Raw genomic sequence first — 25,957 nt, forward strand, 5'->3', positions numbered from 1 at the left:
CCTTTGCCCATCTCAAATATAAAATCTAAAACAGCATAACTTAATCCCAAATTCACAATCGGGGTCAGAAAATGGGAAAACAACACTTGCATCGAATTCAGAATTTTTTAAATCTCGCGAAATCGCGTCTCCAGCCTTATTTGCGCTATTTGATTTTGGGCGGGACGTTTTTATTTATTGCCAAAGCTTTTTTAACTCATTGGCGAGAAGTCGCGAATATCCAAATTCGAGCCGAAAGTTTTCCGTTGCTGGCGATCGCCCTTGGCGTCACTTTACTTTCTCTAATTTTTGTCGGGTGGGTGTGGATGTTGATTTTGCGAGAATTCCGCCAACCTGTAACTGCCGCGTGGGCGATTCAAGTTTTTCTCAAAACTAATATTGCCAAGTATTTGCCGGGGAATATTTGGCATTTTTGGGGTCGAATATTGGACGCCAAAAATGCAGGGATTTTCCCGAAAGCTGCTACTCTCAGCGTGTTGCTGGAACCGCTGCTGATGGCTTCTGCGGGCGTTTTGATTGGGTTGATTTGTTTTGACAAATTCAATTGGTTTGTGCGGATTCTCGGTTGGGCTGCTATTTTAACGGCGATTCATCCCCGAATTTTAAATCCGATCGTTCTCTTTGTAGAGCGGTTGAAGTTATCCAAGAATAATGGGGAAAATTCCCAGGCGGAGGAGGCTGCGGGCGAGAAACTGAATTTTCGTGTAGAGTCTACCTCCAATATAGCTAAAAGAACATCGAATGTCAAGTCGCACCGCAAAATTAATTTGCCAATTAAACGCTATCCTTTAGTGCCGTTAATCGGACAAATGTGTTTTATCGGATTGCGGGGCTGCGGTTTTTTGCTAACTGTAACTGCTTTAACTCCGGTGAACTTTAGCAATATTCCCAACTTGTTCGGTGCTTTTTGTTTTGCGTTTGTTGTCGGTTTAGTCGTACCGGGTGCACCGGGGGGAATGGGAGTATTTGAAGCAACGGCGATCGCCCTGCTGTCCGATCGCTTTTCTACGGGTATAATTCTGGGTGCCGTGGCTTTGTATCGGATAATTAGCATTCTGGCGGATGTTTCGGGGGCTGCTTTGGCAAAGCTCGATCGCCAGCGAAATCAGCGCAGTCAAAAAAGGCGAATTTGAAATCAAATATTTGAGGAAGATAATTTGCTGCGATCGAGGAAACCCTGAATCGGGCAAGGTCATAAAAGCTATAATCAAAGTCGTGAGTGCTAACTCACAGACTTAGGTAAAATACTTGAACTTTGGCTGACCGTGTAAATCCAATCATCTCAGTGGCAGCAAATTCATCACATTACAGGTTCTTTGAAATAATGACTCTAACCTCCGGTTAGCCATGACTCATAACAACAATCGAACGACAACAATTCGTTACCTTCTAATTACATCAGGTGTACTGGCGATCGGTGGATTAGGCTATCTTGCTTATACCATGTTGCACCAACGCAACGAAGTACGCTACTACGAATCCGAACAGCAATGTATCGTAGATGCGATGAACCAAAGCAACGGGTTCACCAAAGAGCAGTGTCAGGCTCAGTTCCGGTACGCAATGCAGGAATACGAACGCATTACGCCCGTGTATCGCACGCAGCCAGAATGCCAAGAAGACACAGCAAGCATTTGCTCGCAGGTATCGAATTCCAGCGCTGCTACCCCCGGATGGCGACCAGAGTTCGGCGGCTTCTATTTCACCGATGATGTCGATGATGATGCCCCTCCAACAGTGGTTAACGGCGTCAACGGCGGCTCCTACACGGTTTATCCAGTGCAACCCGTTTACCGCTCCAACATCGGAATTGTAACTCCAGATAGAACCCAGATTACTCGTCCCCTACCGGGCATACCGCTAGATTCTCCCTACTTTTCCTCCAGTGGCGACACCCCAAATCGCCCCCCAGGCCACGCAGCTCAGGGAACCATCAAAGGACGAGGGAGGTTTGGTAGCACAGTCCGTTCCACGGCTCCCAAAGGAGCCGGAGGAAAGTAACCAAGACCGATTTTTCTCTATTTTTCCATATTCTCCAGTGTCACTAGCAAGGTGCTTCATCCATGTATCCCTTTTTGTTCCAGCGACGGCGCAACTGGCAGCAGCACGTATTAGAGAACGCCTACCAATGTCAGCCTCTTGCAGACATCAACCAACGCTACTGGGCAGAAGCTTTAAACCGTCCCTTTGGGGTGATGTTTTCGCGCCAGGAAGAGGCGAGGATCTGGGATGCTACTGAGGCTCTTTGGGATATGTGTCGGGAGTTTTTGGACTGGTTTTTCACCGCTGATGGCCTAGAAAATCGGATGAAAAAACTCGCTATTCCCCCTGCTTTCTGGGAAGCAATTCAGGTTTCGTGGGATCGGGTTGACGAAGCAGAAGATATGTCTCTTTATACCCGTTTCGATCTTGCCGTCACAGAAGATGGAAAAATTAGCCTTCTAGAAATCAACGGCGAAACTCCTCTCTTGGGTGCAGAAACAGTCTATCAATGGCTGTGGTTAGATGACATGAAAAAATCCAGCCGAGATTTGCGATCGCTCCCCAACGATGCCGATCAGTTCAACAACTTTTGGGACGAAGTTGCGGGTCGATTCCGCACTCTAAGTCGTCATTATGATTTAAAGAAGTTCGGTCTGAGCTTGTTAATTGACGAGCATCTGTCAGAAGATACCGAGATGGCAGGACAACTGGTCGAAATTATTAATCAAGAATTGGGAAACGATCGCTTTTTCACCCAACTTGTAGGATTGCGTAACCATCTGGGCGTGGATGAAGAAGGATTTTTTGTCGATCAATTCAATAATCGGATATTGCGACTCTGGAAAATCGTCGATTGGCTGGATTTGCAACTCGCCAGCCAATCCTTTAACGCAGATGAAGCCCTAGCATCGCGCCTGATAGCAGGGGACGTGAAAATCATTGAACCGCTGTGGAAACAGATTTTAAGCAATAAAGGAGCGATGGTGTGGATGTGGGAATTATTTGGCCGCCACCCAGTGTACGGTCAATTTTTACTGCCCACTTTCTTCACGGATACTATCTCGATCGAATCCACAGCATTACTGACCCAAATGCACGTCAAAAAGCCCCTCGTCGGTCTAGAAGGTGTTGGGGTTTCTATTGAAACAGGCGATTTTGTTGCCGGAGCCGTTCACGCCCGCGAGGCGATGGGCTACGATCGCGAAGGATTCATTATTCAGTCCTATCAACCCTTGCCCGAATATTTTGGCTACCACTTCGTCGTAGGTTCCTGGATTGTCGGCGATACTCCATCTGGCATCGTATTGCGCGGAGATACCAATCCGATCACCGGACGACATTGCTTAATCGTTCCGCATATCGTGAGCGATCGTCTGGTGAATACTTAACTTCTAATCAGAAAAACTATGAAATTACAAACTCATGATGTCCGGGGAATTCCGATTCTTAGCAGTGAGTGGAGTGTAGATGAATTTATTGCCGATGAGTTGAAAATTCCCGAAGTCGCGCCTACAATTCAGGCTGGATTTATGGATCTCCTGAGCCGAGATGTGTTTTCTGAGGGAGACAGTCAGCCACTCTACGAGCATCTGCTATCTCGCAGTTCGGAGTTCTCGTTAGAATTCATGAGTGCGATCGAACTTTGGCTGCAAGACGAATTACGGCACTACGTTGCTCTACGTAAGGTCTATCACATGGTATCAGGTTTGTCCCCAGAGGCGATCGACCAAAAAAACCAGAATCGGGTGCATGAACTCGAACCGATCGCGTTTTTGATTGAGAACGAATTCACCATTCTAGTTGGTTTAATGTTTGACGAAATGGGTTCCGTGTGGTCTTATCACCGGGATATTAAGGAATTCTACCAACACTATGGGAACGGCTTTGCTCGCGTAGGACATTTGGTGACGCAGGATGAGGGGCGGCATTTTAGGAATGCTGCGACTCTCATCCAACATCGCCATCCCGACAAAATCGATCGGATCGAACCCTTATTAGAAAAGATTAGCGAGATGGAAGCCAATCTTGCTTATTATCCCAAGACTTTCTTTCTCGATCACGCTCAGGAAAGAGACCGCTTTCCGAAAAATTTTAATTCCCAGGTGATTCAAAGAATTCTCTCTTTTTTCTAACAGAATTGCCAAGTTAATCATCGGATCAACATTATTATACTTTCCCTGGCGATCGAGCATCTCAAACTGACGCACCCTACCGCAACTTTCTCTTTCTCCTCTAACTCTCTCTGTGTCCTCTGTGTCCTCTGCGGTTAAAACCTCTAATTCTTATATGAATTAAAGCATTTTTTCCAGAAATTGCTTGGCGCGATCGCACTTCGGGTTGCTAAAAAACTCCTGCGGCGGCACATCTTCCGCCACCTTTCCGCCATCCAAAAACAAAATCCGGTGGGCGACTTCCCGCGCAAAACCCATTTCGTGAGTTACAATTGCCATCGTAATTCCCGTTTTCGTCAAAGCTTTCATCACATCTAACACTTCTTTAACCATCTCTGGATCGAGTGCAGAAGTCGGTTCGTCCATCAACAAAATCTCCGGTTCCATAGCCAAACAGCGGGCGATCGCCACCCGCTGTTTTTGCCCCCCCGAAAGCTTAGAAGGATAAACCTCTGCCTTATCTGACAAACCCACTTTTTCCAGCAATTCTAACCCCTTCAAACGCGCCTCATCCTTAGCCACCTGCTTCACCTTTACAGGCGCATAGATCACATTTTGCAGCACAGTCATGTGCGGGAACAAGTGGAAATGCTGAAAAACCATCCCTACTTTCTGGCGGATTTTCATAATATCTGCCTTCGGCAAAGTAATATCCACCCCGTCAATGTATATGTGTCCCGAAGTCGGAATTTCCAGTAAATTCAAACACCGCAAAAAAGTAGACTTGCCGCACCCCGAAGGGCCAATAATGGCAATCACTTCTCCTTTATGAATCTCAGTAGTTATCTCGCGCAAAACCTTAAGATTGCCAAAAGATTTATACAGGCGATCGACCTTAACTGCTACTTTGGAGTCTACGTTCGAGTACATTTGCCCCCCAAGTTAAACTAAGCACCATCAAATAATAAATTGCGCCGACAAATATCAAAGGTTCAAAGTAAATATACTTTTCTGCTCCCACAATTGTAGCGCGGCGCAGCAAGTCTTCTACGCCAATTACTGAAACTAAAGCTGAATCCTTCAGCAAAGCAATACTTTCATTCACCAATGCAGGCAAAATATTTTTCAACGCTTGCGGCAAGATAATATCACCCATCATCAGTTTGTAGGGAACGCCAAGGGATTCTGCGGCTTCTTTTTGACCTTTATCTACGGCTTGAATTCCGGCGCGGATTGTTTCGGAAATATAAGCCCCAGAATTCAGGAAAAAAGTAATGACGCCAGCTTGCAGCGCCGATATATTATACCCCGTAAGCTGCGGCGTTGCAAAATAAACTAAAGTCAACTGCAAAATTAGCGGCGTTCCTCTAAAAATAGAAGTATAAGCAGTACCGAACCAAGCCAGCGGTTTAATGCTAGAAATCTTAAACAGAGACAGCACGATTCCCCAGATAAATCCGAGAAATGCCGACAGCAAGGTAAAAGTTAGCGTTACCCAAAGCCCGGACAAAATATAAGGCAAACTCGGCAAGATTTTGCCAAAATCTAACCCGAACTTAGAGGCTACCGCAGGCTGATTTGCTTGAGCAGGTTCTTGCGGAATTGGTCGAGAAAACCACTTAGTAGCTAGTTCCTTAATTTGACCGCTGGCTTTCATTTGTTGGAGGACTCGATTGAATTCTGGAACTAATCTCGAACCTTTCGGAAAGGCGATCGCCGAACCGCTTTCTTCAGTATTCGGGATTGTGTTAAATTCCAAGTCCGGGTTTGCTGCTGCATAACCCGTAGCGACAGTATCCTCGATCACTCCTGCGGCGATGCGGTTCGATTTAATTTCTTGAATGATGTCAGGAATCCTATTGAGAGCAGCCAGTTGCACACCGGGCATTTTTTTCACAGCTTCCTGCTGAATGCTTCCGAGTTGAACGCCTACTTTTTTCCCGGCTAAATCTTCAGCTTTGGTCAAATTGCTGCCTTTATTGGCGACAATTGTATTTTGAGCTTCGTAGTAAAGGTCAGAAAAATCAACATTTTTTTTCCTTTCTGCTGTGGGAGTCATTCCAGCCATCACAAAATCGGCTCTGCCCGCCTGTAAAGCGGGAATTAAGCCGTTAAAATCCATGCCAATTACCTTCAGTTCGTAGCCCAATTTTTTAGTAATATATTTGGCAATATCGATGTCAAAACCGATGATTTCGTTGCCGCTAACAGCCGTATCTTTAAATTCATAGGGCGGGTAGTCTGGGGAAGTCGCCAGTGTTAAAGTCTTGTTGGTTTGGGCGTAGCTGGCGATCGCAATTAAACAAAGGGCGATCGCGATCGCGGCCGCCAGCATTGATTTTAATTTTAAACGTTTCATATCGAACATTGCCCTAAAAAATCCCCGCGCCAACAAATTATGCGAAACTTCATAATTATGTCACCACTCTAAAGATAGATAAGATGGGTAGGGTGCGTCAGGTTTGAGATTCTTAGTCAGCATAGAAAGTATGATTCTGACGCACCATTTTTTGCAAGGTGCGTCAGTTGTGAGATTGTTGGTTTGTAGGAAAAATCATGCTAACTGACGCACGCTACTTAAAAGTAAATCACGCTCAATACTTAATCCGTGTATCCGTGTCAATCCGTGTCGTCCCTGCCTTCTTCTCTAACATTTTAGAAGGTAAAGCTTGTCGGCACAACTCCCACCAATGTTGTACCGTTGTCCAAGTTGCGATCGGTATTTGTAATCATCCAGCATATTCCATTTGTGGAACACGGTATTCAGTAGATCAGAGCAAAAGCTGATTGGGCGCGGGTTCCTTACGATTTGTTGGAACTGATCTCGAATCGGATTGTGAATGAGGTTAAGGGGGTGAACGGGGTGGTTTACGATATTACTTCTAAGCCGCCGGGTACGATCGAGTGGGAGTAATACCATTGTCGATTATTGATTTTCGATTGGGATAGATGCCGTCTGTAAGTCCTGTGTTAATTACAGGACTTACACAGAAAAATTATAGTCTAAGAGTCAACTGTCAACTGTCAACTGTGTTGAATAGTGTTGCAAAAATGCTTCCAGTTCTGTCCGTCCTTGTTGGGTAATTGAGTTGTAGAAGACTTCTGTTTGTCCATTGGGAGTGTAGAAACGATAGAAGCGTCGATCGAGATCGATTTGTCGCAGGTATACTAAGGGAACGCCAACAGATGCAAGGAGTCGGGCTTTTTTGCGATCGCGCTCCTGCACCTCTGGGCGATCGTGCCAATGAGATTGACATTCTATCACCAGTTTGGCTTTGCGACTAGCACAATAACCGCGTTCCATCAAGGCGATATCGACTCTGGAACTCACCCAAAATTTCCAAAGTTCAATGGGAAGACGGGTGAAAGTTTCTGGACGAGAACAGATAATTTCTAGGGGAACTTGGGGACAGTAACGGAAGCGATCGCCTAAAATCATCTCTAGAATATCGATAGCGATCGTTTCTAACTCGTTGATAATTTCTCCGCTTTGGAATTGGGGAAATGAAGACAAAGAATTGTCATAGTCAAAGGCGTATAGCATGAGTTTTATTTCAGATTAGGGTGAGTGGGAATTAAAGGGGTTGTAGATGACTGTCCAAGCGTTTGCACCAAGAGCAGTAGCAGTCCAAGCGCCCTTCTGGTAAGGTTTGCCTTCTTTCCGAGCGCGGTAGAGAGTTGTGGTGGATACCTCCAACAGTTGTGCGGCTCTATGGGTTGTGCAGGATTGCTCTATTACAGTTGGTTGGGATGGCAGTTTTACCCTTCTCTTTTTGTTAAGGGAGTCGATGGGAGCGGGTGGCTCGTCTGGGAAAAGGCTGAGTTGGAAGGCTGTCATAAGCTGAACCTTTGAGTGCTAATGATTCAAGCCTATTGGGGTTAACTGAATTTCTCCAGAGCCAAACGGTTCAGAAAAAAGTGAACTGATCTGAACTGGTCAAGAAACTTGATGCTGACTATGCTAGGGATAGTTTGGATTGAGATTTTGCGCCTGTGCTGTTGTCCCGCCGTGGAATCAAGTCCACGGCTAAGAGCTACTGTCCACTTAAGTGGACTGAAGAGCGCTTTTTTGGGTCAGCATTTAGTCCTCTTGCAGAGGACTTTCGCTATGAGCCAGGGGTTTAAACCCCTGGCGGGCTATGCAACTGATGCAAAATTCTCAATTTCATCCACTCTAGTTGTTAGGAATGAGCCAAACTATGGCATCTCGCAGTGTTCGGATTGATGGCGCAGGTTTGGATAAAGTTCGTCAACGGATGGCTGAATTGGAAAAGCCACTAAATCCCGATAAACGGGGCTGGTCTCAAGAAAATCTTGAAGAACAAGCTCATGTGAGTGTCAGTACCATAAAACGCTTTCTTGAAGGTACGCCACGCGATCGCAGTAAAGTCATCTTAATTCTTAAAGCATTAGGATTTGAACCGATAAAATTTATTGCCGAACATGACTCAAACTTGCAAAATTCCGAGCTAGAGCCACAGCCAAACATTGCCATTGATTGGCAGCGAGTTTGCCAAGAAATGTTAAAGGAACAGCAAGAGGAGCAACGCTTTAGGCGGAGAGCGACAGAAATGGGATTTGAAATCAATGTTTTTGTACCGCTAGGTTTAATCGAACGGAAACAGCAGCAGCGGCGCAGTGGCAATGTGCCTATGGAACTGTTACATCAATTAGAACCGGAAGTTGTTACCAGAATTTACGAGCATAATGAATTCGTGACTGACGTTATTGGACAAAACCCTACTGGAAAAAATCAGCATATTGCTATTGTGGGCGAACCAGGAGCAGGAAAGACAACGCTGTTAGATAAAATCGCCACTCACATTCAGGAAAATAATCGAGACTTGCCGATTTGCATTGCGCTGGCAAGTTTGCAAGGAAAGACACTGAAAGACTATATCCTTCAGGAATGGTTACTGGAAGCTATGGCTCTGGTTTATCCTGATATTGATGTAGAGAAGTCTCACAAAACATCTCTACAGAAACGGTTGCGTCAAGGTGGAGTGTGGCTGTTACTCGATGGTGTCGATGAAATGGCTGTAGGGGCGAATAGTTGTTTATCCTTAGAGGAAATCAAAAACCAGCTTACTGATTGGTTGGGTAATGTGCGGGTTGTTTTGACCTGTCGAACCAATGTTTGGGATGCCCGTCTCAACAATCCCCTCACAGGCTTTGATACTTACAAAACTCAGGAGTTTAAACAAGAGCAAGTAGATGATTTTATTCAGCAGTGGTTTGCGGAAGCAAAAAATATTCAACGGGGACAGGAGTTACAGAAAAAGCTGCAAGAACCGCAAAAAGAACGCATCCGCCAACTCGTAAAAAATCCGCTTCGCTTATCTCTAATGTGTCAAATATTCAGCCAAAACCAGCAAGTCGAATTACCAGAAACCAAAGCCGAACTATATCAACACTTTGTCCGCTATTTCTATGAGTGGAAACCATCCCAAACGGTTATTGATTGGGCGACTCAACCAGGTTTGCGAGAAGAATTACATCAAGCCCTCGGTCGTTTGTCTATAGCAGGATTGGATAGCGATGCTAGATTTCGGTTGCCGCTGAGTTTAATTGAAAAAGAAATGGGCGATAGGCTTTTTAAATTAGCCTGGGATCTCGGTTGGCTGAATTTGGTAGATCGAGAAGCTGCAACAGATGAACCTGTTTACGCATTCTTTCATCCTACATTCCAGGAATATTTTGCATCTTTAGTAATTGAGAATTATCAATTTTTCATGGAGCGCTATCGATTCTTTGAAATCCAATGGCTAGAAGTAGCTATATTATGGTTAGAAAGCTCCCAAATCTCAGCACTCCTAAAGAAAGAATTGATCGACACAATAACCAATCTTAAGGAAGACAAATGGAAAAATATGTATCGGCTTAAGCTGCTACCATTAAATATAGTTTACTGGTGTCAATCGGGCGAAATAGAATTTATTACTGAAGGGGTGTATTTCGTTTGCTTGGATGATAATATAAAAACAAAAGTATACAAATTAATGCTTCCTGGTTATGAGGAATTCATCATAGAATCGTTAAAATATTACGCTCCCAAAGAAGCCTGTGATATTATAAGTGAAGTCATCAATAATAATACGGATTTAGAACTCTACAAACTATCTAGGCTTTTGGAAGTTTTATTTAAAATCAACCCGGAGCATGAATGCTTAAAAGTATTAATCCCTAAATTATTAAAAGATGATAATGAGGGACGTGCCATAGAAGTAGCAAAAATAGCTTTAAAAAATGATAAGTTTAAGCAAATTGCCGTTGATTTTTTAGTTAATGCTTTATTGAACGAAGATGAGCAATACGAATTACAAAATGTTGCGATTATTAATGTTTTAATGGATTCTCAGATTTGGGAAAAAGTGGTTATTGGTAAGTTAATATCATTTTTAAATAGTCAAAATCTTATGATTCAATCGCTAGCTATTTCACATTTAGACAAACTCAGCCTAAATCATAACGCTTTAGTCAACAATCAAGAAGTATTGGATGCTTTGATTAATTTCCTAAGTCAAAATCGAGACAATCACATAAATATTATTCCTGCTATTAGTGTAGTCAAGAGACTTGATATTGATATTTTAAAAGTTAACATAGCAATCATTGACTTGTTAGATAATTCACAAAAATCAGGAATAATATATTTATTAATTGAATGTTTATTTGACTATTGGGAAAACCAAGGCTTTATTGTAGAATGTATTAATAAATTTCTTCAAGTAATTGTTGATAAAGTAGAAAAAGATTATAATATACCCGAAGAGTTAAAGCCAACCATAAGTAATGACAGAAAAAATATAAAAAGTGATTTTATAGAGCAACAATATAGAGAGTTTGTATCAATAATTAGCGTTTCAGAAAAATTAAATATTACAAATTTGATGCAAAATAGTTTTACCGGAAAATTATTTAATTGCGAAGAAACTGCGCTAGCCAAAATTCAACAAAATAATTTTGAAGTTATCGATAAAATAATTGAAATTATCCAAACAAATAAAGATAATATATTGCGCCTTATTTGTATTAAAATTTTGATTAAAATTGAATTATTATCAAAAAAATCGATTATTGAGAAATTAGTAAATTTAATCAAATATAATCAAATTCAATGGTTGGTTGCCGCCGAATTAAAACAAATTACTCACAAAGCACAACTGCAAAGGCTAGTTTTGGGTTTAAAGGATTATGTAGAAGATGCAGTTGCTAAGTTGGACAAGGATTTATATATAATTGCTCATTCACTGCTTTGGCATTGTGCTAATCACTTGAGTTATACGGAATTTTATGACGCTTGTTGTGTTCAACCCTCCTGTACTGACTTAGAGGCACTTGAAAACATCTCAGTTGCTAACTCTTCTACTGCTCAATACCTCAACATTGTTGAGCAATCTTCAGTTCTTCAGTCTGCGGTTTCCCATAATGAAGAATTAAATCAAGCAGTACAACTGATTTGTATTGATGGTAGCGAATTTAACCCTCCAGATAATCCTGCCACTGATATCTATATCCAAATGGTAGAGCAAGGTTGTCCAGAACGACAAGAAGGAACACCCACAACTATGCCACTGCTCAAAGCCTATTGGCGACTGAATTTGAGAAACCTAGAAAAACGAGTAGCGTTGGTGTTCTACAACTCTAAAATCGATCGCGAATTCAGCGAACCTTTTCTAACTGCACTGAGTGCTTTTGGAGGCATGATCGCCATCATCACCGATCGACCATGCGACAATGTAAAACGCATTTCTCCTAACCATCCGAATCTCATTGATGCAGTTTTGAAATGGCTGAATCGATCGATTTTGGAGGCTTGAATTTTGATTTTGGCAGAAGGCGATCGCTTTTTCACCAACTCAGGCGCGATCGCACTCACTCCCCCAAATCCAACTCGATGGAAACATTTCTTCATCTTTCTCTGAATTAAGAGAATCGTCCGCTAAAACAGAGTAGGAGAATTTCCGCTACGATCGAGAGTAGATAGGCTAGCACCAGATAAAATAAAGTAAAAATTCCATCCGCACTACCCCTTGAGATGGCTGCGAGCTCTCGGTTCAAAAGTGGAGATTTTGCTACCTTGGCATTTGCGGGGGGAAATGGCTACAGAAATTCAAAATACTTGGAATTTATACAAATAGAAAGACAGAAATCGACGACAGCCGATCGATCTATTGTGGAAAACTTGCCCTTTTCTGTGGAAAACCCCCCTTTTCCTGTGGAAAACTGCTACTAAATTAAGTGCGATCGCTCTAACCCGATTGATAGGATTTAAAAAATTGGAGGAATTGCGGTAAGTAAAAATACTTTCCCGATTCTTCAATTAATCCGTGTATCCGTGTCAAAATCACTGGTTGTGCCTTCATTTTTCAGAATCGTAGCTAATTTCGTCGGATTGGTAAGCCGGCGGCTCAACGTGAATTAAGATGCGTACAGGGCTGAAACGTTCTTCCAAACGGGCTTCTACTTCTTCTGTAATCCGGTGAGCAGTTTCTACATCGACAGCATCGACAATCATGTGCATATCAATAAATACTTGACGCCCTACAACGCCACGGGAGGCGATCGAGTGACAGTTAACAACCCCCGGTACATCGATCGCGATCGCATGAATAACTTCCGGTGCGATCGCCATTTCATCCACCAACCAAGGCAGATTTTCTGTTAAAACCTTCCAACCGCTGCTAAATACCAAAACAGCCACAGGAAAAGACAAAAACACATCCAGGGATTGCAATTGAGGTATATTCCAAACCTGCCCTTGCCAAACACCAATCAACCCGCCGATGACCATAATTGTCACCCAAACATCGCTCATCGTGTGCTGAGCGTCAGCCACTAAAATCGCACTACCGAGACGTTGGCCAACTCTGCGCTCGTAAAAGGTGACAAAAATATTAATCCCCAGTACAATCAGCAAAATCCACAGTTCATTTGGGGATATTTTGACAACTTTACCGCCGTTAATCACCCTTTCGACAGCACCGCTGAGAATTTCAAAACAGGCAATTCCCAGAAAAGCTGCAATTCCCAGAGCTCCGAGAGCATCAAATTTTTGGTGTCCGTAGGGATGATCGCGATCGGGCTGCGGATTGGCATAATGATTAGTTACCAATCCTAAAATATTATTAGCGCTGTCCGTGACGCTGTGCAAAGCATCTGCCAGCAAACTGAGGGAACCCGTCAGCCATCCCACCGCTGCTTTAATTGCCATCACCAGCAAATTTAGCAATAAAGTAATTATTAAAACCTTGCGGACTTCGGAACGGTTATCGGCAACCATAAAATCTCCTCGATCAGCCGTCAAGTTTTCTGGCTCCTAGTTTAAAGCTTATCAAGTCATAACAGGTTAAAAGTATTGCTGAATCTAGCTTCTAACTAGATTTATATTCATTAATTTAGCCTAGCTTCTTGAGACAATTTTTAATTAATAGCAGTTTCGCAGTCCAATTGAGCTGGAATGTACTTCTTTTGGGTTACTATATTTTTTATCATTAACAATAGTATGTTAAATTTCATTGCCCATGTCTCTTTCTCCGCTGACACTGAATTTAGTCGAAGGTTCTGTCTCCTTTAGCTTTTCCCCGCAAGCCGCGCGGGATTTGCAAAGCGAGATTGCAGCTTTGATGGAAAGCTTGAAAGCTGTAGCAGCCAAAACCGCTGGCGCTAAAGCTTCTCCCCAAAAACCGATGGAATATCGGTATGCAGGGGATGTATTTTTGGAAGTTTTCTGCAACCCGAATATCTGGCCAACTCCTTTTGCTGCCAAAGTGCTGATTACGGTTAGGGACGATCGCGTGCGCGTGACCACCGAAGCCGAACTCAGCCGCCTGCGCGACGATCTCGCTCAGTATATCGAACAAGTCGGTTGAGAATCTCAACCTCGATCGTGTGTAGTTAATAGGTTGAATCTGAGTTCAGATACCATTCTCGCTCGCACCGGCTTTCCGGCCTGTTCCACAAACATTAAATTTTCTTGTGGGGAGTAGGGGTTGGGCTTCTAGCCCGCCCCTGAAAGGCTTATTGAAAGAGGATAACTATCTGCAGGCGACGCCGACCATTCCCACATTGAACCTGCATAATTCTTAGCATTAAATCCCAAATTTGTCAAGACACAAGTCAACCATGCAGAGCGAATTCCCCCGGAGCAATAACTCACAATTTGAGTTGACTGCGAAACTCCTTTTTGCTGCAAAATAGCGACAATTTCCCCGCGAGCCAGCAGTTGTCCCTGTTTGTCCATTAACTGTTTGTAATAGAGGTGAACCGCACCGGGAATGTGGCCGCCCCGCTTTTCTCCGTAAGGCGTTTGACCTGCATATTCTCGGGGTTCTCTGGCATCAATAACTACTACATTATCATTGCCTAAAATAGCTTTCAACTCATCCCGCTGGATTTCCCAATGCGAGCGGCGAGATATTACAAAATCTCCTGTTTGCGGTGGATTGTTTGCAGATTTAAATCGATTAATTCCAGCTTTGATTAAAGCTCGATATCCTCCACCCACAAAAACAGCTTTTTCATGTCCCAAAGTCCGCAACATCCAAACCATTCGCCCGTCTTCGCCCCACCCTTTCACAGAATCGGCAACCACTATCACAGGTTTGTCTTGACAAATACCAATTGCTTGCAGTTTTTGAGTTAAAATTGTGTTATTTTCGATAATTTTTCCCTTGTGGGGAAAGTCGGAACGCGAAAATTCCTGCCAAGTTACGGGAATAGCTGGTGGGAGACGGCCAAACCACTTTAAAATGGGTGCGCGAGCATCTAGAAGAGTAGCTTCTTGTTCCAGCCATTGCTTAGCTAAATCTGCATTTACTATCCAGTTATTTGCTAAATTACCCACTAAATTAGACATAATTTATTGAGCAACTTTTGCTGTATTAGCACCGCAGGCTAAAACGCCTTTGGTATTAGTTGGATTAGCAGGTTTAGTCTTTCCAGGAGCAGCATTTATACACAAGATTGTTTGGGTCTTGTTTGCCACCAAAAAGACTCCCCCCACAAAACTTTTGAGATTAGCTTGCTTCGATACTCCGTAGTTAAATACAGCACCTTTTTTCACCATGCCGATCGAGTAGCTGTAATTGGCTGAGTTAGGTTTAACTTGGAGACCGAGATAAACCAATAGATTGGAAACAGAACTTGTAAAGCCTGCTTTTTCAGCATAGTAAACTTGCTGGGCTTTATTCATCGAACCCACAAAATTTTTCGCTTGGGATTCTTTAGGTTTAAGCGTTGGTGAGACTTGAGCTTCCGAGACTGGACTGAAAACAACTGGCAGAGTTAGAACTGCGATCGCAACTTTGATCTGCCAGTTGCGGCTGCTAGGAATCATGCTTAATTTCACAGATAACAGGTGGAAGGAGCGGTTGAGCAACATACAATCAAACTAATTGTTTAGCCTGAAACTGTTTCAACGCCCCAGGAGCAACGGTGCCGTGTTCAGTGATTATTCCCGATATTAATTCCGCCGGAGTTACGTCAAAAGCGGGATTGTAAAATTCGACTCCCACAGGACAAATTCGCGTAGTTCCAACTTGATACATTTCAACGGGATCGCGTTCTTCAATGGGGATTTTGCTGCCGTCGGAAAGTTCAAAATCAATTGTTGACAGAGGCGCGGCAACAAAAAACGGGACGTTGTGAGCTTTGGCAACAATTGCTAAACTGTAAGTGCCAATTTTATTGGCGGCGTCGCCGTTAGCAGCAATTCTGTCTGCACCGACAACTACTGCGTGAATCATGCCGAGTTTCATGCAGTGAGCAGCCATATTGTCGGCTATTAATGTGACAGGAATTCCTTCTTGCACGCATTCCCAAGTGGTCAGTTTTGCACCTTGGAGACGGGGCCGAGTTTCGTCTGCAAAAACTCTTCCGAGTCTTCCTTCTCGCCAAGCAGAACGAAATACACCTAAAGCAGTTCCGTAGCCTGCTGTTGCTAATGCACCTGCATTGCAGTGAGTTAGTAAGTTCAATTTTTCCGGTGTAGCTGGCAGAACTTCTAAACCTTTGTCGCCGATATCTTTACAAGTTTGCAAGTCTTCTGCTTGAATGGTTTTAGCCATTTCTAACAATGTTTTTTGCACTTGTTCGACAGAACCGCTAGTTCTCTCGGCAGTTTTGAGCATTCGCGATATTGCCCAAAACAAATTAACCGCAGTGGGACGAGTCGATCGCAATAACTCGCCAACTTGTTCTAGTTTAGCGAGAAATTCGGTACGATCGCCCGTTTCGATTTCTCGCGCCCCCAAATACATCCCGTAAGCTGCGGCAACCCCGATCGCCGGAGCACCTCGGACTATCATAGTTTTAATCGCCTCAGCCATATCTTCGCAGCGGCTAATTTCGACTACAGCGTATTCTTTCGGCAGTCGGTTTTGGTCAATTAGCAGAACTCGGTCTTCTATCCAAGTGACGGGGGAAACAGGGGAGTTTTGAGCGGTCATCTATTTCAATTATGTGAGGGACAAGTTTCTATGATGCCATGAAGGCGACTATTCCTCTATGTTATGAGCGATACGCTGAATTTGCCAAAATCCCAGTCCTGCGGTTTGAGATTCGAGACAGGAGATTTGAGATTGAATAATTGCTGTATACCTACCACTCTCTGGGTTTGGAACTTATACAGATTTGGATTCTTTTTCACAAAACTGTACTTAGTAAAAAACCGAACATTAAGTTGTGTAAATTATACTTACGTTTTCTGAAAAATTTCCGTAATCGGGAACAAGCTAGCTGTACCAGGGGTCTGGTTTTTTTAAGTTGAGAATGAAAAAGTGCGATCGAGCAACTTTCCAGGTTCAACAGATTTACAAGAAGCACAAAAATAGATAATTGTAAAGCTTTGTCTGTACAACTTTTACTGAGTTGAAGGCTGGTTTTGTGGTAGCCGTATTTGTGGTGGATTGAAGTAGCGATTATCATCGCACGGAAACAACATTTTGAAAACCTACTTAGGTACATGGGGGAAAGGTAATTATGAAAAACCTACACATAGTCTTCGTAGATTCAGCCGTTGAAGATTGGCTAAGTCTGGCGGTCGGTGTTAAAGCGGGGATGGAGGTAATTTTAGTCGATCGCACGCGGGACGGCATCGAACAAATTGCCGAAGCACTGCAGAGTCGCCAAGGTATAGAAAGCGTTCACATTATTTCTCACGGGGAATCTGGAAGTTTGCAGCTAGGGCCAACTATCCTGAATTCCGACTATTTAGAAACATATAGCGACTGTTTGAAACAGTGGTTTTCGTCATCTGTAAACTCAATTAAAAATCGATTTGAAATTCTGCTATACGGATGTAACGTAGCAGCAGGTGAAAAAGGAGAGGCTTTTGTACAAAAGCTAAGCAAGTTAACAAAAGCTAATATTGCTGCTTCTTCAGATATTACGGGGAGCGCCCAAAAAGGCGGGAATTGGGTACTTGAATACGCTACTGGAGCGATTAAAACAGGATTGGCGATCGAGCCGGAGGTAATGGCAAACTATGGACATACCTTGGCGACGTTTACTGTTTTTAATACCAACGATGCTGGGCCGGGTTCGCTCCGAGATGCAATTACTCAAGCCAACGCCACTGCCACACCACCGCACAATATTAACTTTGCCATTCCCGGTACAGGCGTGCAGACGATCGCGCTTGCCACTGCCTTGCCACCTATTATCCGTTCTGTAACAATTAACGGCACTTCTCAGACTGGATTTGCAGGCACCCCGCTGATCGAGCTATCTGGCAACAATACACTTGCAAACGGTCTGAACCTATCTGCTGGTAGCGGTGGCAGCACGGTGCGGGGACTAATAATCAATGGCTTCACCACCGCCGGCATCTCCGTTGAAAGCAATGGGAACACAGTATCTGGCAATTACATCGGTCTTGATGCCACCGGCACTCTGGCCAGGCCCAACGGCGTATTTGGCCTCGTCATTCAGTCCGGTGCGACCGGTAACATAATTGGCGGGCCTAACCCGGGCGATCGCAATGTCATTTCCGGCAATACTACTTTCGGTGTCATCATTGCTGGCGGGAGCAACTCTGTACTGGGCAACTTTATAGGCACTAATGCAGCGGGCACGGCTGCAGTAGCCAACATCGGTGCCGGAGTAGTTATCCAAGAGGCAGCTAACAATATAGTTGGAGGCAGCACGGAGGCTACCCGCAATATTATTTCCGGTAACGGTACTGGGGCCGTCATTTCTGGCACGGCAGCCATCAACAACCAACTCCTAGGCAACTACATCGGTACAGATGTCAGCGGTAACAATGCAGTTGCAAATAGTGTGGGCGTAGCTCTCCAGGGAAGCGCAAACAATAATACGATTGGCGGTAGTGTAACAGGTGCTGGCAACGTCATTTCCGGCAATGCTAACAGCGGCATCAGCATTGTTGGCAATAGCAGCAGCAACGCTGTCCAAGCCAATTTCATCGGCCTCAATGCCGCTGGAACAGCCTTGAGCAACGGTGCTGGCGTCGTCATAGACAATGGGATCAACAATACGATCGGCGGCAATACAGCAGCGGTTCGGAACATTATTTCTGGCAATGTTGGCAGTGGCATCAGCATCTCGGTCGGTGCCACAGGGAACAGTGTGCGGGGCAATTTCATCGGCACCAATACCGCAGGTACGGCAGCCATCGCCAACGGCGGTTTTGGCGTTGCCATCACTGCGAATGCCACCAACAATACAATTGGCGGGGACTCGACGGCAGGCGAGCGCAACGTCATTTCTGGCAATAGCAATAGCGGTGTCATCATTAATGCCGGGGCTACAGGTAACTTTGTACGGGGAAACTTCATCGGCGTCGGAACCGACGGCACTACCGCAGTGGCGAATAACGCTCCGGGCGTATTGGTTGACTCTTCCAATAATGCGATCGGTGGCACAGCACCTGGCCTGGAGAATACAATAGCCAATAACGCTATAGCTGGGGTCACAGTTAATTCCGGCACCGGCAATAGCATCCAAAACAACTCGATCTTCGCCAACGCCGGCTTAGGCATCGACCTCGGCAACAACGGCCCCACCCCCAACGATCCCGGCGACGCAGACACCGGTGCAAACAACCTCCAAAACACCCCCGTACTCACCACCGCTACCGCCAGCGCTGGCAGCGTCACCGTCGCGGGAACTTACAACAGCACCCCCAATACCACGTTCACCCTCCAATTTTTCGCCAACACTCCCCCCGGCACCCAAGGTCAAACCTTCATCGCTTCTATCCCGGTAACTACTGACGCCGCCGGCAACGCTGCCTTCAATCAAACTTTCCCAGCAGCAGTCACCGCAGGCCAATTAATCACCGCGACAGCAACAGACGCCGCCGGCAACACTTCTGAATTTTCGGCACAGCCTGTTCCCGTTGTCGTACCGCTGAGTACCATCACCGGCATCAAATTTAACGACATTGACGGCAACGGCACTCAAACCGCCGGAGAACTAGGCGTCGCCGGAGTGAGTGTTTTTCTCGACACTAACGGTGACAATATCCTCAGTGCCGGTGAAACTTCCGCAACTACCGGGGCTGACGGCAGTTTCACTTTCGCCAACTTGCCTGCGGGCACTTACAACGTTCGGGAAGTTGTGCCAGTTGGCAGTCGGCAAACTACTCAAAACCCGCCCCCAGTGATTCTGACAGCAGGTCAAACTACTCCTGCTACGGTGAATTTCGGCAACCAAACCATACCCGTACCGCTGAGTACCATCACCGGCATCAAATTTAACGACATTGACGGCAACGGCACTCAAACCGCCGGAGAACTAGGCGTCGCCGGAGTGAGTGTTTTTCTCGACACTAACGGTGACAACATCCTCAGTGCCGGTGAAACTTCCGCAACTACCGCCGCTGACGGCAGTTTCACTTTCGGCAACTTGCCTGCGGGCACTTACAACGTTCGGGAAGTTGTGCCAGTTGGCAGTCGGCAAACTACTCAAAACCCGCCCCCAGTGATTCTGACAGCAGGTCAAACTACTCCTGCTACGGTGAATTTCGGCAACCAAACCATACCCACCGTACTAGGCAGCATCACTGGCATCAAATTTAACGACATTGACGGCAACGGCACTCAAGCTGCCGGAGAACTTGGCGTTCCCGGAGTTACAGTTTTCCTCGACACAAACGGTGACGGCATCCTCGGTGCCGGCGAAACTTCCGCAACTACCGCCGCTGACGGCAGTTTCACTTTCGGCAACCTGCCCGCAGGCACTTACAACGTCCGGGAAGTCGTGCCGCCAAACAGCGAACCGACTACTCCCAATCCGGTTTCAGTGACTCTGACAGCAGGTCAAACTACTCCTGCTCCGGTGAATTTCGGCAATAGCCTCCAGACGGGCACCATAACTGGCATTAAATTCAACGACACCAACGGTAACGGCACTCAAGATACCGGAGACATTGGCATCCCTGGTGTCACGATTTTCCTTGACACTAACAACAACGGCACTTCAGACACCGGAGAAACCCAAGTTACTACCGGTACCGATGGCAGCTACAGCTTCCCCAACCTGCAAACAGGCACCTACAACGTCCGGGAAGTGGTGCCGACAGGTTTTACGGCAACCACCCCTAACCCCCGAACCGTTCCCTTAGATCCAGGTCAAACTTCCACTGCCAATTTCGGCAACCAACCAGTCCCGCCAACACCAACGCCGACTCCGACTCCGACACCAACTCCGACACCGCCTCCGCCTCTGCCTCCGACTCCGGTCCAGCAAGGCAGCATCAGCGGTCTTAAATTCAACGACGGCAACGGCAACGGTACTCAGGATGCGGAGGAAACTGGTCTTTCGGGATGGCAAATTTTCCTCGATGCTAACGGGAACAACTCTTTAGATTCGGGCGAAACTACTGTTACCACTGACAATTCTGGTAATTACAGCTTCAATAACCTCAATCCCGGCACCTACAATGTGCGGGAGGTGCAGCAGACTGGCTGGACGCAAACTACAGCTAATCCGGCGCCGGTTAATCTGGGCAGTGGCGAAAGTCGTAGTGGAATTAATTTCGGCAATTTCCAAAATATTAGCATCTCCGGCAGCAAGTTTAATGACCTCAATAATAATGGGGTTTTGGATGCTCAAGAACCGCTATTACCCAACTGGCAAATCTTCCTTGACGCTAACAGCAATGACTCTTTAGATGCTGGAGAAGTTAACACTTCAACTGATAGTTTGGGCGGCTACAGTTTCGCTAATTTAGGCCCAGGAACTTATCGACTTCGGGAAGTCAATCAACCTGGATGGACGCAAACTACTGCCAATCCTGCTGATATTATTGCTGTCAGCGGCACTAATGTTAGCAATATTAACTTTGGCAATTTCTTCGCCCAAGTCCAACCAACACCAACACCACCACCACCGCAAGAAGGACAAGATGTTGACTGCATTTGTTCGCAAATTGTTTTACCCAGCCTTAGCAGTATTCGCGGTCCAAATTCTGTCACTAATACCCGCAACGGTACTAACGGTAACGACACTATTCTCGCCACTAATAACGGTGACGAAATAAATGGTTTTGACGGCGATGATTTGTTGGCAGGGTTGCGAGGCAATGATAATATTTACGGCGGACTTAACAGTGCTTTCCCGGTTGGCCCAGATATAGACAGGGACTTGGTGTTTGGCAATGAGGGTAATGATTACCTAAATGGGGTTGCTGGAGAGGATTTAATCTTTGCGGGCAAGAACGACGATGTGGTTTACGGCGGCAAAGATGACGACATTATTTTCGGCGACCAAGAAAGCGATACTTTAATTGGCGACCAGGGTAACGATACTATCTACGGGGGAACTATTAACCCCTTGGAGCCGGATTTGACTGGCAATGATTTGGTGTTCGGTTTGGCGGGCGATGACTTCCTCAGCGGGCAGAACAATCAAGATACGATCGCAGGTGGTGATGGTAATGATACAGTGCGTGCCGGCAAGGGCGATGACTTAGTTGTCGGCGAATTGGGCAGCAACCTGCTGTTTGGCGATGAAGGCAGTGATACTATCTGTGGCGGCGAGGGGGAAGATACAGTGTACGGGGATATTGGTAGCCCCCTCCCCATTGGTTCTACTGGCGGAAAAGACCAAATATGCGGCGGTTTGGGCAACGATTTGTTGTTTGGCAATGAAGGTCAGGATACTGTCAACGGGGATACTGGGAACGATACTCTTTACGGCGGTAAGGATGAGGACAGTTTGCTTGGCAGTGCTGGGGATGATTGGCTGTTTGGAGATCAGGGGAATGATACTCTGATTGGAGGTACCGGGAACGATCGATTTATGTTGGGTATTGACCTCGGCAGCGAGACTATTTTAGACTTTCAATACGGTCTCGATTCGATCGGCTTAATGGGTGGTCTGGATTTCTCCCAACTGAGCATTGTTGCCGAGAATAGTTCAACTCTCATCCGAGTTACTGGTTCCGGGCAACTTTTGGCAACTCTCAACAATGTGCCTGCAAGCGTGATTACTACCACAGATTTTGCACTACTCTAGTGCGCTCGAGCTAATTAATTAGGTAAGAATATTGTAGGGACGATGAATGAAGAGACGGTTGGCGAACCAAAAAAGGGTGAAACCAAACATCTTACAGCAGATTCCACGTTGTTTGTGAAGTACACCCCTGATCCATGAATCCCCGTAGGGAAAAGGCATTGCCTTTTCCCTACTACTTTATGAACCTGGAATAAGCTGTATAATCATGGCAAATAAACTCTGATGAGCCAGAAGTAATATCGTTTTCGGTTGCACGGCGCCGTGTCCAACCTGTGGGTAATATTAATTCCCATGCTACCGCAGTTGATATGACTCGGGGTCGAAAAACTGAATGGTTGAGTGTTAATTGTTGACTCCATTTTATGATTCCGATGCAACCGGAAACGATATCACATCAAACTTAGCATCGTAGAGGTCGTCGGTTCAAACCCCGCCACTTCGATCGACAAAACCCGCCTAATTAAGCGGGTTTTGTAGTTTTCCTAAATAGTTTCACTCTTTGGCCATGATTAAACAATCACTCTCAACTTTAGACAGCATATCGGGAAAAGCTGATGTGTAGTTGCCATCTTTGTCTACAATCCTGCGGAGTATATATCCGCTCTCAGCAGGTCTGCCGAAAAACGAGTTTGTGCGATGCCAGATATCTCCATTCGGAGTGTTCGGATCTCGATCGATCAAAAAATCTACCAGCCACTGCGGCACACACCATCCAAACACTATCGGCGTAATGTGTCCGTGCTGCAAAGTTGCATCCGAGAATCGGAACAAGTAAGTCATCCGAGAAAATTTGACTAAATAAAGTAACATCCGTCCCGCCATTGATGAATGAAATGTCCAGATAACAGGGTCAATCGATTTTAGATTTTAGATTTTAGATTTTAGATTTTAGATTGAGCCCACGGATAAATGCGGGGGCTTGAGGATTTTTGATTTTCGATTTTGGATTGATTCCACGGATAAATCACGTGGCGGGTACCACCTTTGAAATTCCTGGTCAAAAACGCGCAGCAATAACGTCAGTTGGTCAGCATTCCAGTCTGAACTGTACATCGTCAGACAATCGTCTGGTAAAACATTCCCGTCCATAAAAAAGATACCTTGCAGGACTTCAGGTAACTCCGCTGGATGTTCTACTTTCATCCAATTTGCGATGTCTTTTAGTTGCTTTTGTTCGATTAACATGGTATTATTTATCCTGGTATTTGTGTTTGGGTTTCCTATTAGATACCCCCTTGATTTCTTAGTCGATCGCTCAATAGTTTGTGTGGCGTGCGGTTTCAACTCACATCTTGCACCATTCTCAATAAGGCTTTTATGTGCGGGCAGGATGCCCACCCCACAAGCAATTAATTCTTTGTGGAACAGGCATCTTGCCTGTTCTTGAGAATTGTGTAATATCTCAGTTTCAACCGCTGTCTGATGCGAGCTTTTGGATTGATTACCGCCCCAAGTTAGGCTCAGAGGCACGCCGCACTTTGCCTACCGTACTGACGACATCCACGAGCATCTTGAGTGCGATGTCTTTACCGGGGCAAATCCGTCCCGCACTCCGATCGCCCACCGAATGAAAACCCATATGAAAAGGGCACAGATTCTCCCGCTTAGCGTTGAATTCGTATACCGTCGAGCCCCAGAAACCCTCGTCTAGCAGCCCCAAACTGAGCGGTATCAGTACCTTGGTTCCGGCAGGGAAAGTGCGCTCTTTGCCCGCTACCGTTGCGGTGAAAGGCTCTGTCGCGACTCGGTGCGTGGCGCTGACGGGGGCCCAGAGGCGGGCGCATTCCAGGAGGAACAGCTCGATCGACTGGCGATCGTCCAAATCGAGCTGAGCCCAAAAATCAGTCGGGTTAATTTCGGCCGTCTGCTGTCCTTTATAGGCGGGGAGAGGCTGATATCCCATTGCCGTGTAGCCTAGGTGCAGGGGGCCTTGCAGTCCCGCTATCCCCATAATCGATGTCATCAGCTTCGCCAATTCCCGCTTAGTCATGCCGTTGTTTTCCGAGCTCTCCTCTTGGAAGTCGGCTAAAGCTGGGGAATTCTCATAGATAGTCGCAGCGCGCTCGATTAGATCCGATAAATCTCCATGTCCAAACAGGTTCAGGCTTTGCAAAAGGCTGCCGATGACGGCGAAGTAGTACACCGGGCTTTGGCGGGTGTAATGTAAATCGGTGAGGAGTTCGATCGACTCCTCGTCGTCTGGGTTGATCCCAAAGATGACGTAGTGCAGGTATCGGACAAAGACAGCAGGAAAAGGTTCCTACCGCCGACATCTTGGTTGGGCGCGCGATCGGGATCGAGTACAATAGTACCCAGCCGCCATCCGCGCGCCTGGGGCGATGTGAGTGCTTTTTCCAGCGTTGCAAACTCGGACATCACGACTTGCCCCGCGCAGCAAAAATTGGCTCCGAAAGCCTGCCGTTTTACTTGCAAATAGGTGGGTTCGTTGGCAATCAAACCTTCAATCAGGGCGATCGCCGGTAGCATCGTTTTGCTGAGACTTTCTTCCGGGTTTTGCAAAGCCCAAGCCTGAAACTCATTCAGGGCCGGGTTCATCAGCGATGAGAAAAGAGTATCTAAATTTAGGTTCATCATAATTCCTCCGATCTCCACTCGCTATAACGCGCTTTGCATTTAGCAGCAACAGGGTATTGAGCGGCAATTGAGCCGGATTCAATACCCCGAAAATTGCCAAAATCAGTAAGTATAACTATAGCCATTTTTATTTGTAAAGGCAGTGGCAATATAGATATACTTGTACTGAATATGTCTGCGCCTTGTAGCCTTGTTCGGGAGACTTGGTGTAATTTATAACGATTGCTGGTAAGTAGATATACTTTCTGCATCTAAAGTATTAGCCCCAATCTCTGAGATCCACACCTAACCGTAGATATTTACAGGAACTAGCCCCGACAAAATACTATGGTTTTGTTTGTGCTTATATATTTAGATATAATATTTTAGGCTTCTGTATCCTTCTGAATTTAATTGAAGAAATTCAGATAATTAATTACTGAGTCTTATTAAAGAATAAAGCTAAAAACCCCAAATTACAAATCCCAAATCCCCAATTATTCAATCTAACATCAAATGCAATTCCCAATCCTCAATTCTTCAATTCTTCAATTCTTCAATTCTTCAATTCTTCAATCTAATGCAATTCCCCATCCCCAATTCTTCAATTCTTCAATTCTTCAATTCTTCAATTCTTCAATCTAATGCAATCCCCACTTCTTGAATCTAAAATCTAAAATCTAAAATCTAAAATGTAATGCAATTCCCAATTCTTCAATCTAAAATCTAAGGAATGAAAAATAAATAAGTTGATGAATTATCGGTTATACTGAAAAAAGTGCGCTTATTACAATTTTCACCCAAAC

General features: G+C 45.3%; 19 protein-coding genes and 1 pseudogene. 8 read left to right on the top strand and 12 right to left on the bottom strand.

Annotated elements, in window-relative coordinates; all coding sequences use genetic code 11:
• Positions 1 to 71 precede the first annotated feature (71 nt).
• From QUB06_RS25380 to QUB06_RS25395, 4 genes are all read left to right on the top strand, one after another.
• Positions 72 to 1,133: a UPF0104 family protein gene (locus tag QUB06_RS25380; RefSeq protein ID WP_333437636.1), complete on the top strand. Its 1,062-nt coding sequence runs from the start codon at positions 72 to 74 to the stop codon at positions 1,131 to 1,133.
• Between the two features lie 214 nt (positions 1,134 to 1,347).
• Positions 1,348 to 2,001 carry a DUF1190 domain-containing protein gene (locus QUB06_RS25385; protein WP_333437637.1) on the top strand — a complete coding sequence of 218 codons (654 nt, stop codon included), beginning with the start codon at positions 1,348 to 1,350 and terminating at the stop codon, positions 1,999 to 2,001.
• Between the two features lie 62 nt (positions 2,002 to 2,063).
• On the top strand, positions 2,064 to 3,371 hold the full coding sequence (locus QUB06_RS25390) for a glutathionylspermidine synthase family protein (RefSeq protein ID WP_333437638.1): 1,308 nt from the start codon (positions 2,064 to 2,066) through the stop codon (positions 3,369 to 3,371).
• Positions 3,372 to 3,389: 18 nt separating this feature from the next.
• Positions 3,390 to 4,115 (top strand): hypothetical protein, encoded by a 726-nt coding sequence (locus tag QUB06_RS25395; protein ID WP_333437639.1) that lies wholly within the window; start codon positions 3,390 to 3,392, stop codon positions 4,113 to 4,115.
• 159 nt (positions 4,116 to 4,274) lie between these two features.
• On the opposite strand, the gene QUB06_RS25400 is transcribed toward QUB06_RS25395, so the two are convergent.
• The gene (locus QUB06_RS25400) at positions 4,275 to 5,024 is read right to left on the bottom strand and encodes an amino acid ABC transporter ATP-binding protein (protein WP_333437640.1); all 750 of its coding nucleotides are present in this window, start codon (positions 5,022 to 5,024) and stop codon (positions 4,275 to 4,277) included.
• A complete protein-coding gene (locus QUB06_RS25405; RefSeq protein ID WP_333437641.1) occupies positions 4,990 to 6,453 on the bottom strand; it encodes an ABC transporter substrate-binding protein/permease in 1,464 nt (487 codons plus the stop codon). Before QUB06_RS25405 ends, QUB06_RS25400 begins: the two co-directional genes overlap by 35 nt.
• Before the next feature lie 423 nt (positions 6,454 to 6,876).
• On the opposite strand from QUB06_RS25405, the pseudogene QUB06_RS25410 reads away from it, so the two are divergent.
• A pseudogene (locus tag QUB06_RS25410) lies at positions 6,877 to 7,008 on the top strand (GMP synthase (glutamine-hydrolyzing)); the annotation flags it as partial.
• A 96-nt stretch (positions 7,009 to 7,104) separates the two neighbouring features.
• On the opposite strand, the gene QUB06_RS25415 reads toward QUB06_RS25410, so the two are convergent.
• Positions 7,105 to 7,638 carry a DUF2726 domain-containing protein gene (locus QUB06_RS25415; protein ID WP_333437642.1) on the bottom strand — a complete coding sequence of 178 codons (534 nt, stop codon included), beginning with the start codon at positions 7,636 to 7,638 and terminating at the stop codon, positions 7,105 to 7,107.
• Positions 7,639 to 7,653: 15 nt separating this feature from the next.
• A complete protein-coding gene (locus tag QUB06_RS25420; protein ID WP_333437643.1) occupies positions 7,654 to 7,932 on the bottom strand; it encodes a hypothetical protein in 279 nt (92 codons plus the stop codon).
• 361 nt (positions 7,933 to 8,293) lie between these two features.
• Here QUB06_RS25420 and QUB06_RS25425 point away from each other — a divergent pair, with 361 nt between their 5' ends.
• The gene (locus QUB06_RS25425; RefSeq protein ID WP_333437644.1) at positions 8,294 to 11,914 is read left to right on the top strand and encodes an NACHT C-terminal alpha/beta 1 domain-containing protein; all 3,621 of its coding nucleotides are present in this window, start codon (positions 8,294 to 8,296) and stop codon (positions 11,912 to 11,914) included.
• Between the two features lie 542 nt (positions 11,915 to 12,456).
• On the opposite strand, the gene QUB06_RS25430 is transcribed toward QUB06_RS25425, so the two are convergent.
• Positions 12,457 to 13,377, bottom strand: a complete 921-nt coding sequence (locus tag QUB06_RS25430; protein WP_333437645.1) for a cation diffusion facilitator family transporter — start codon at positions 13,375 to 13,377, stop codon at positions 12,457 to 12,459.
• 241 nt (positions 13,378 to 13,618) lie between these two features.
• Between QUB06_RS25430 and QUB06_RS25435 the strand changes: the two genes are divergently transcribed.
• A complete protein-coding gene (locus QUB06_RS25435) occupies positions 13,619 to 13,966 on the top strand; it encodes a hypothetical protein (RefSeq protein ID WP_015174783.1) in 348 nt (115 codons plus the stop codon).
• Positions 13,967 to 14,094: 128 nt separating this feature from the next.
• Here QUB06_RS25435 and QUB06_RS25440 read toward each other — a convergent pair whose 3' ends face one another.
• From QUB06_RS25440 to mtnA, 3 genes are read right to left on the bottom strand one after another with little or no spacing between them, the layout of a single operon-like run.
• Positions 14,095 to 14,952, bottom strand: a complete 858-nt coding sequence (locus QUB06_RS25440) for a rhodanese-like domain-containing protein (protein WP_333437646.1) — start codon at positions 14,950 to 14,952, stop codon at positions 14,095 to 14,097.
• A 3-nt stretch (positions 14,953 to 14,955) separates the two neighbouring features.
• Complete coding sequence (locus QUB06_RS25445; protein ID WP_333437647.1) at positions 14,956 to 15,432, bottom strand: type IV pilin-like G/H family protein; 477 nt, start codon at positions 15,430 to 15,432, stop codon at positions 14,956 to 14,958.
• A gap of 49 nt (positions 15,433 to 15,481) precedes the next feature.
• Entirely contained in the window at positions 15,482 to 16,543 is a 1,062-nt protein-coding gene (gene mtnA, locus QUB06_RS25450) for an S-methyl-5-thioribose-1-phosphate isomerase (protein WP_333325672.1), read from the bottom strand.
• Between the two features lie 532 nt (positions 16,544 to 17,075).
• Here mtnA and QUB06_RS25455 point away from each other — a divergent pair.
• Positions 17,076 to 22,577: an SdrD B-like domain-containing protein gene (locus tag QUB06_RS25455; RefSeq protein WP_333437648.1), complete on the top strand. Its 5,502-nt coding sequence runs from the start codon at positions 17,076 to 17,078 to the stop codon at positions 22,575 to 22,577.
• 492 nt (positions 22,578 to 23,069) lie between these two features.
• Here QUB06_RS25455 and QUB06_RS25460 read toward each other — a convergent pair whose 3' ends face one another.
• The 4 genes from QUB06_RS25460 to QUB06_RS25475 all read right to left on the bottom strand — a co-directional run bounded on the left by QUB06_RS25460 (position 23,070) and on the right by QUB06_RS25475 (position 25,172).
• Positions 23,070 to 23,357: a hypothetical protein gene (locus QUB06_RS25460; protein ID WP_333437649.1), complete on the bottom strand. Its 288-nt coding sequence runs from the start codon at positions 23,355 to 23,357 to the stop codon at positions 23,070 to 23,072.
• Positions 23,358 to 23,465: 108 nt separating this feature from the next.
• Entirely contained in the window at positions 23,466 to 23,762 is a 297-nt protein-coding gene (locus QUB06_RS25465) for a hypothetical protein (protein WP_333437650.1), read from the bottom strand.
• A gap of 256 nt (positions 23,763 to 24,018) precedes the next feature.
• Positions 24,019 to 24,720 (bottom strand): hypothetical protein, encoded by a 702-nt coding sequence (locus QUB06_RS25470; RefSeq protein ID WP_333437651.1) that lies wholly within the window; start codon positions 24,718 to 24,720, stop codon positions 24,019 to 24,021.
• Positions 24,678 to 25,172 carry a hypothetical protein gene (locus QUB06_RS25475; protein WP_333437652.1) on the bottom strand — a complete coding sequence of 165 codons (495 nt, stop codon included), beginning with the start codon at positions 25,170 to 25,172 and terminating at the stop codon, positions 24,678 to 24,680. The genes QUB06_RS25470 and QUB06_RS25475 overlap by 43 nt, the downstream gene beginning before the upstream one ends.
• Between the last annotated feature and the right edge of the window lie 785 nt (positions 25,173 to 25,957).

The organism is Microcoleus sp. D2_18a_D3 (assembly GCF_036702455.1).
Classification (GTDB): Bacteria; Cyanobacteriota; Cyanobacteriia; order Cyanobacteriales; family Microcoleaceae; genus Microcoleus.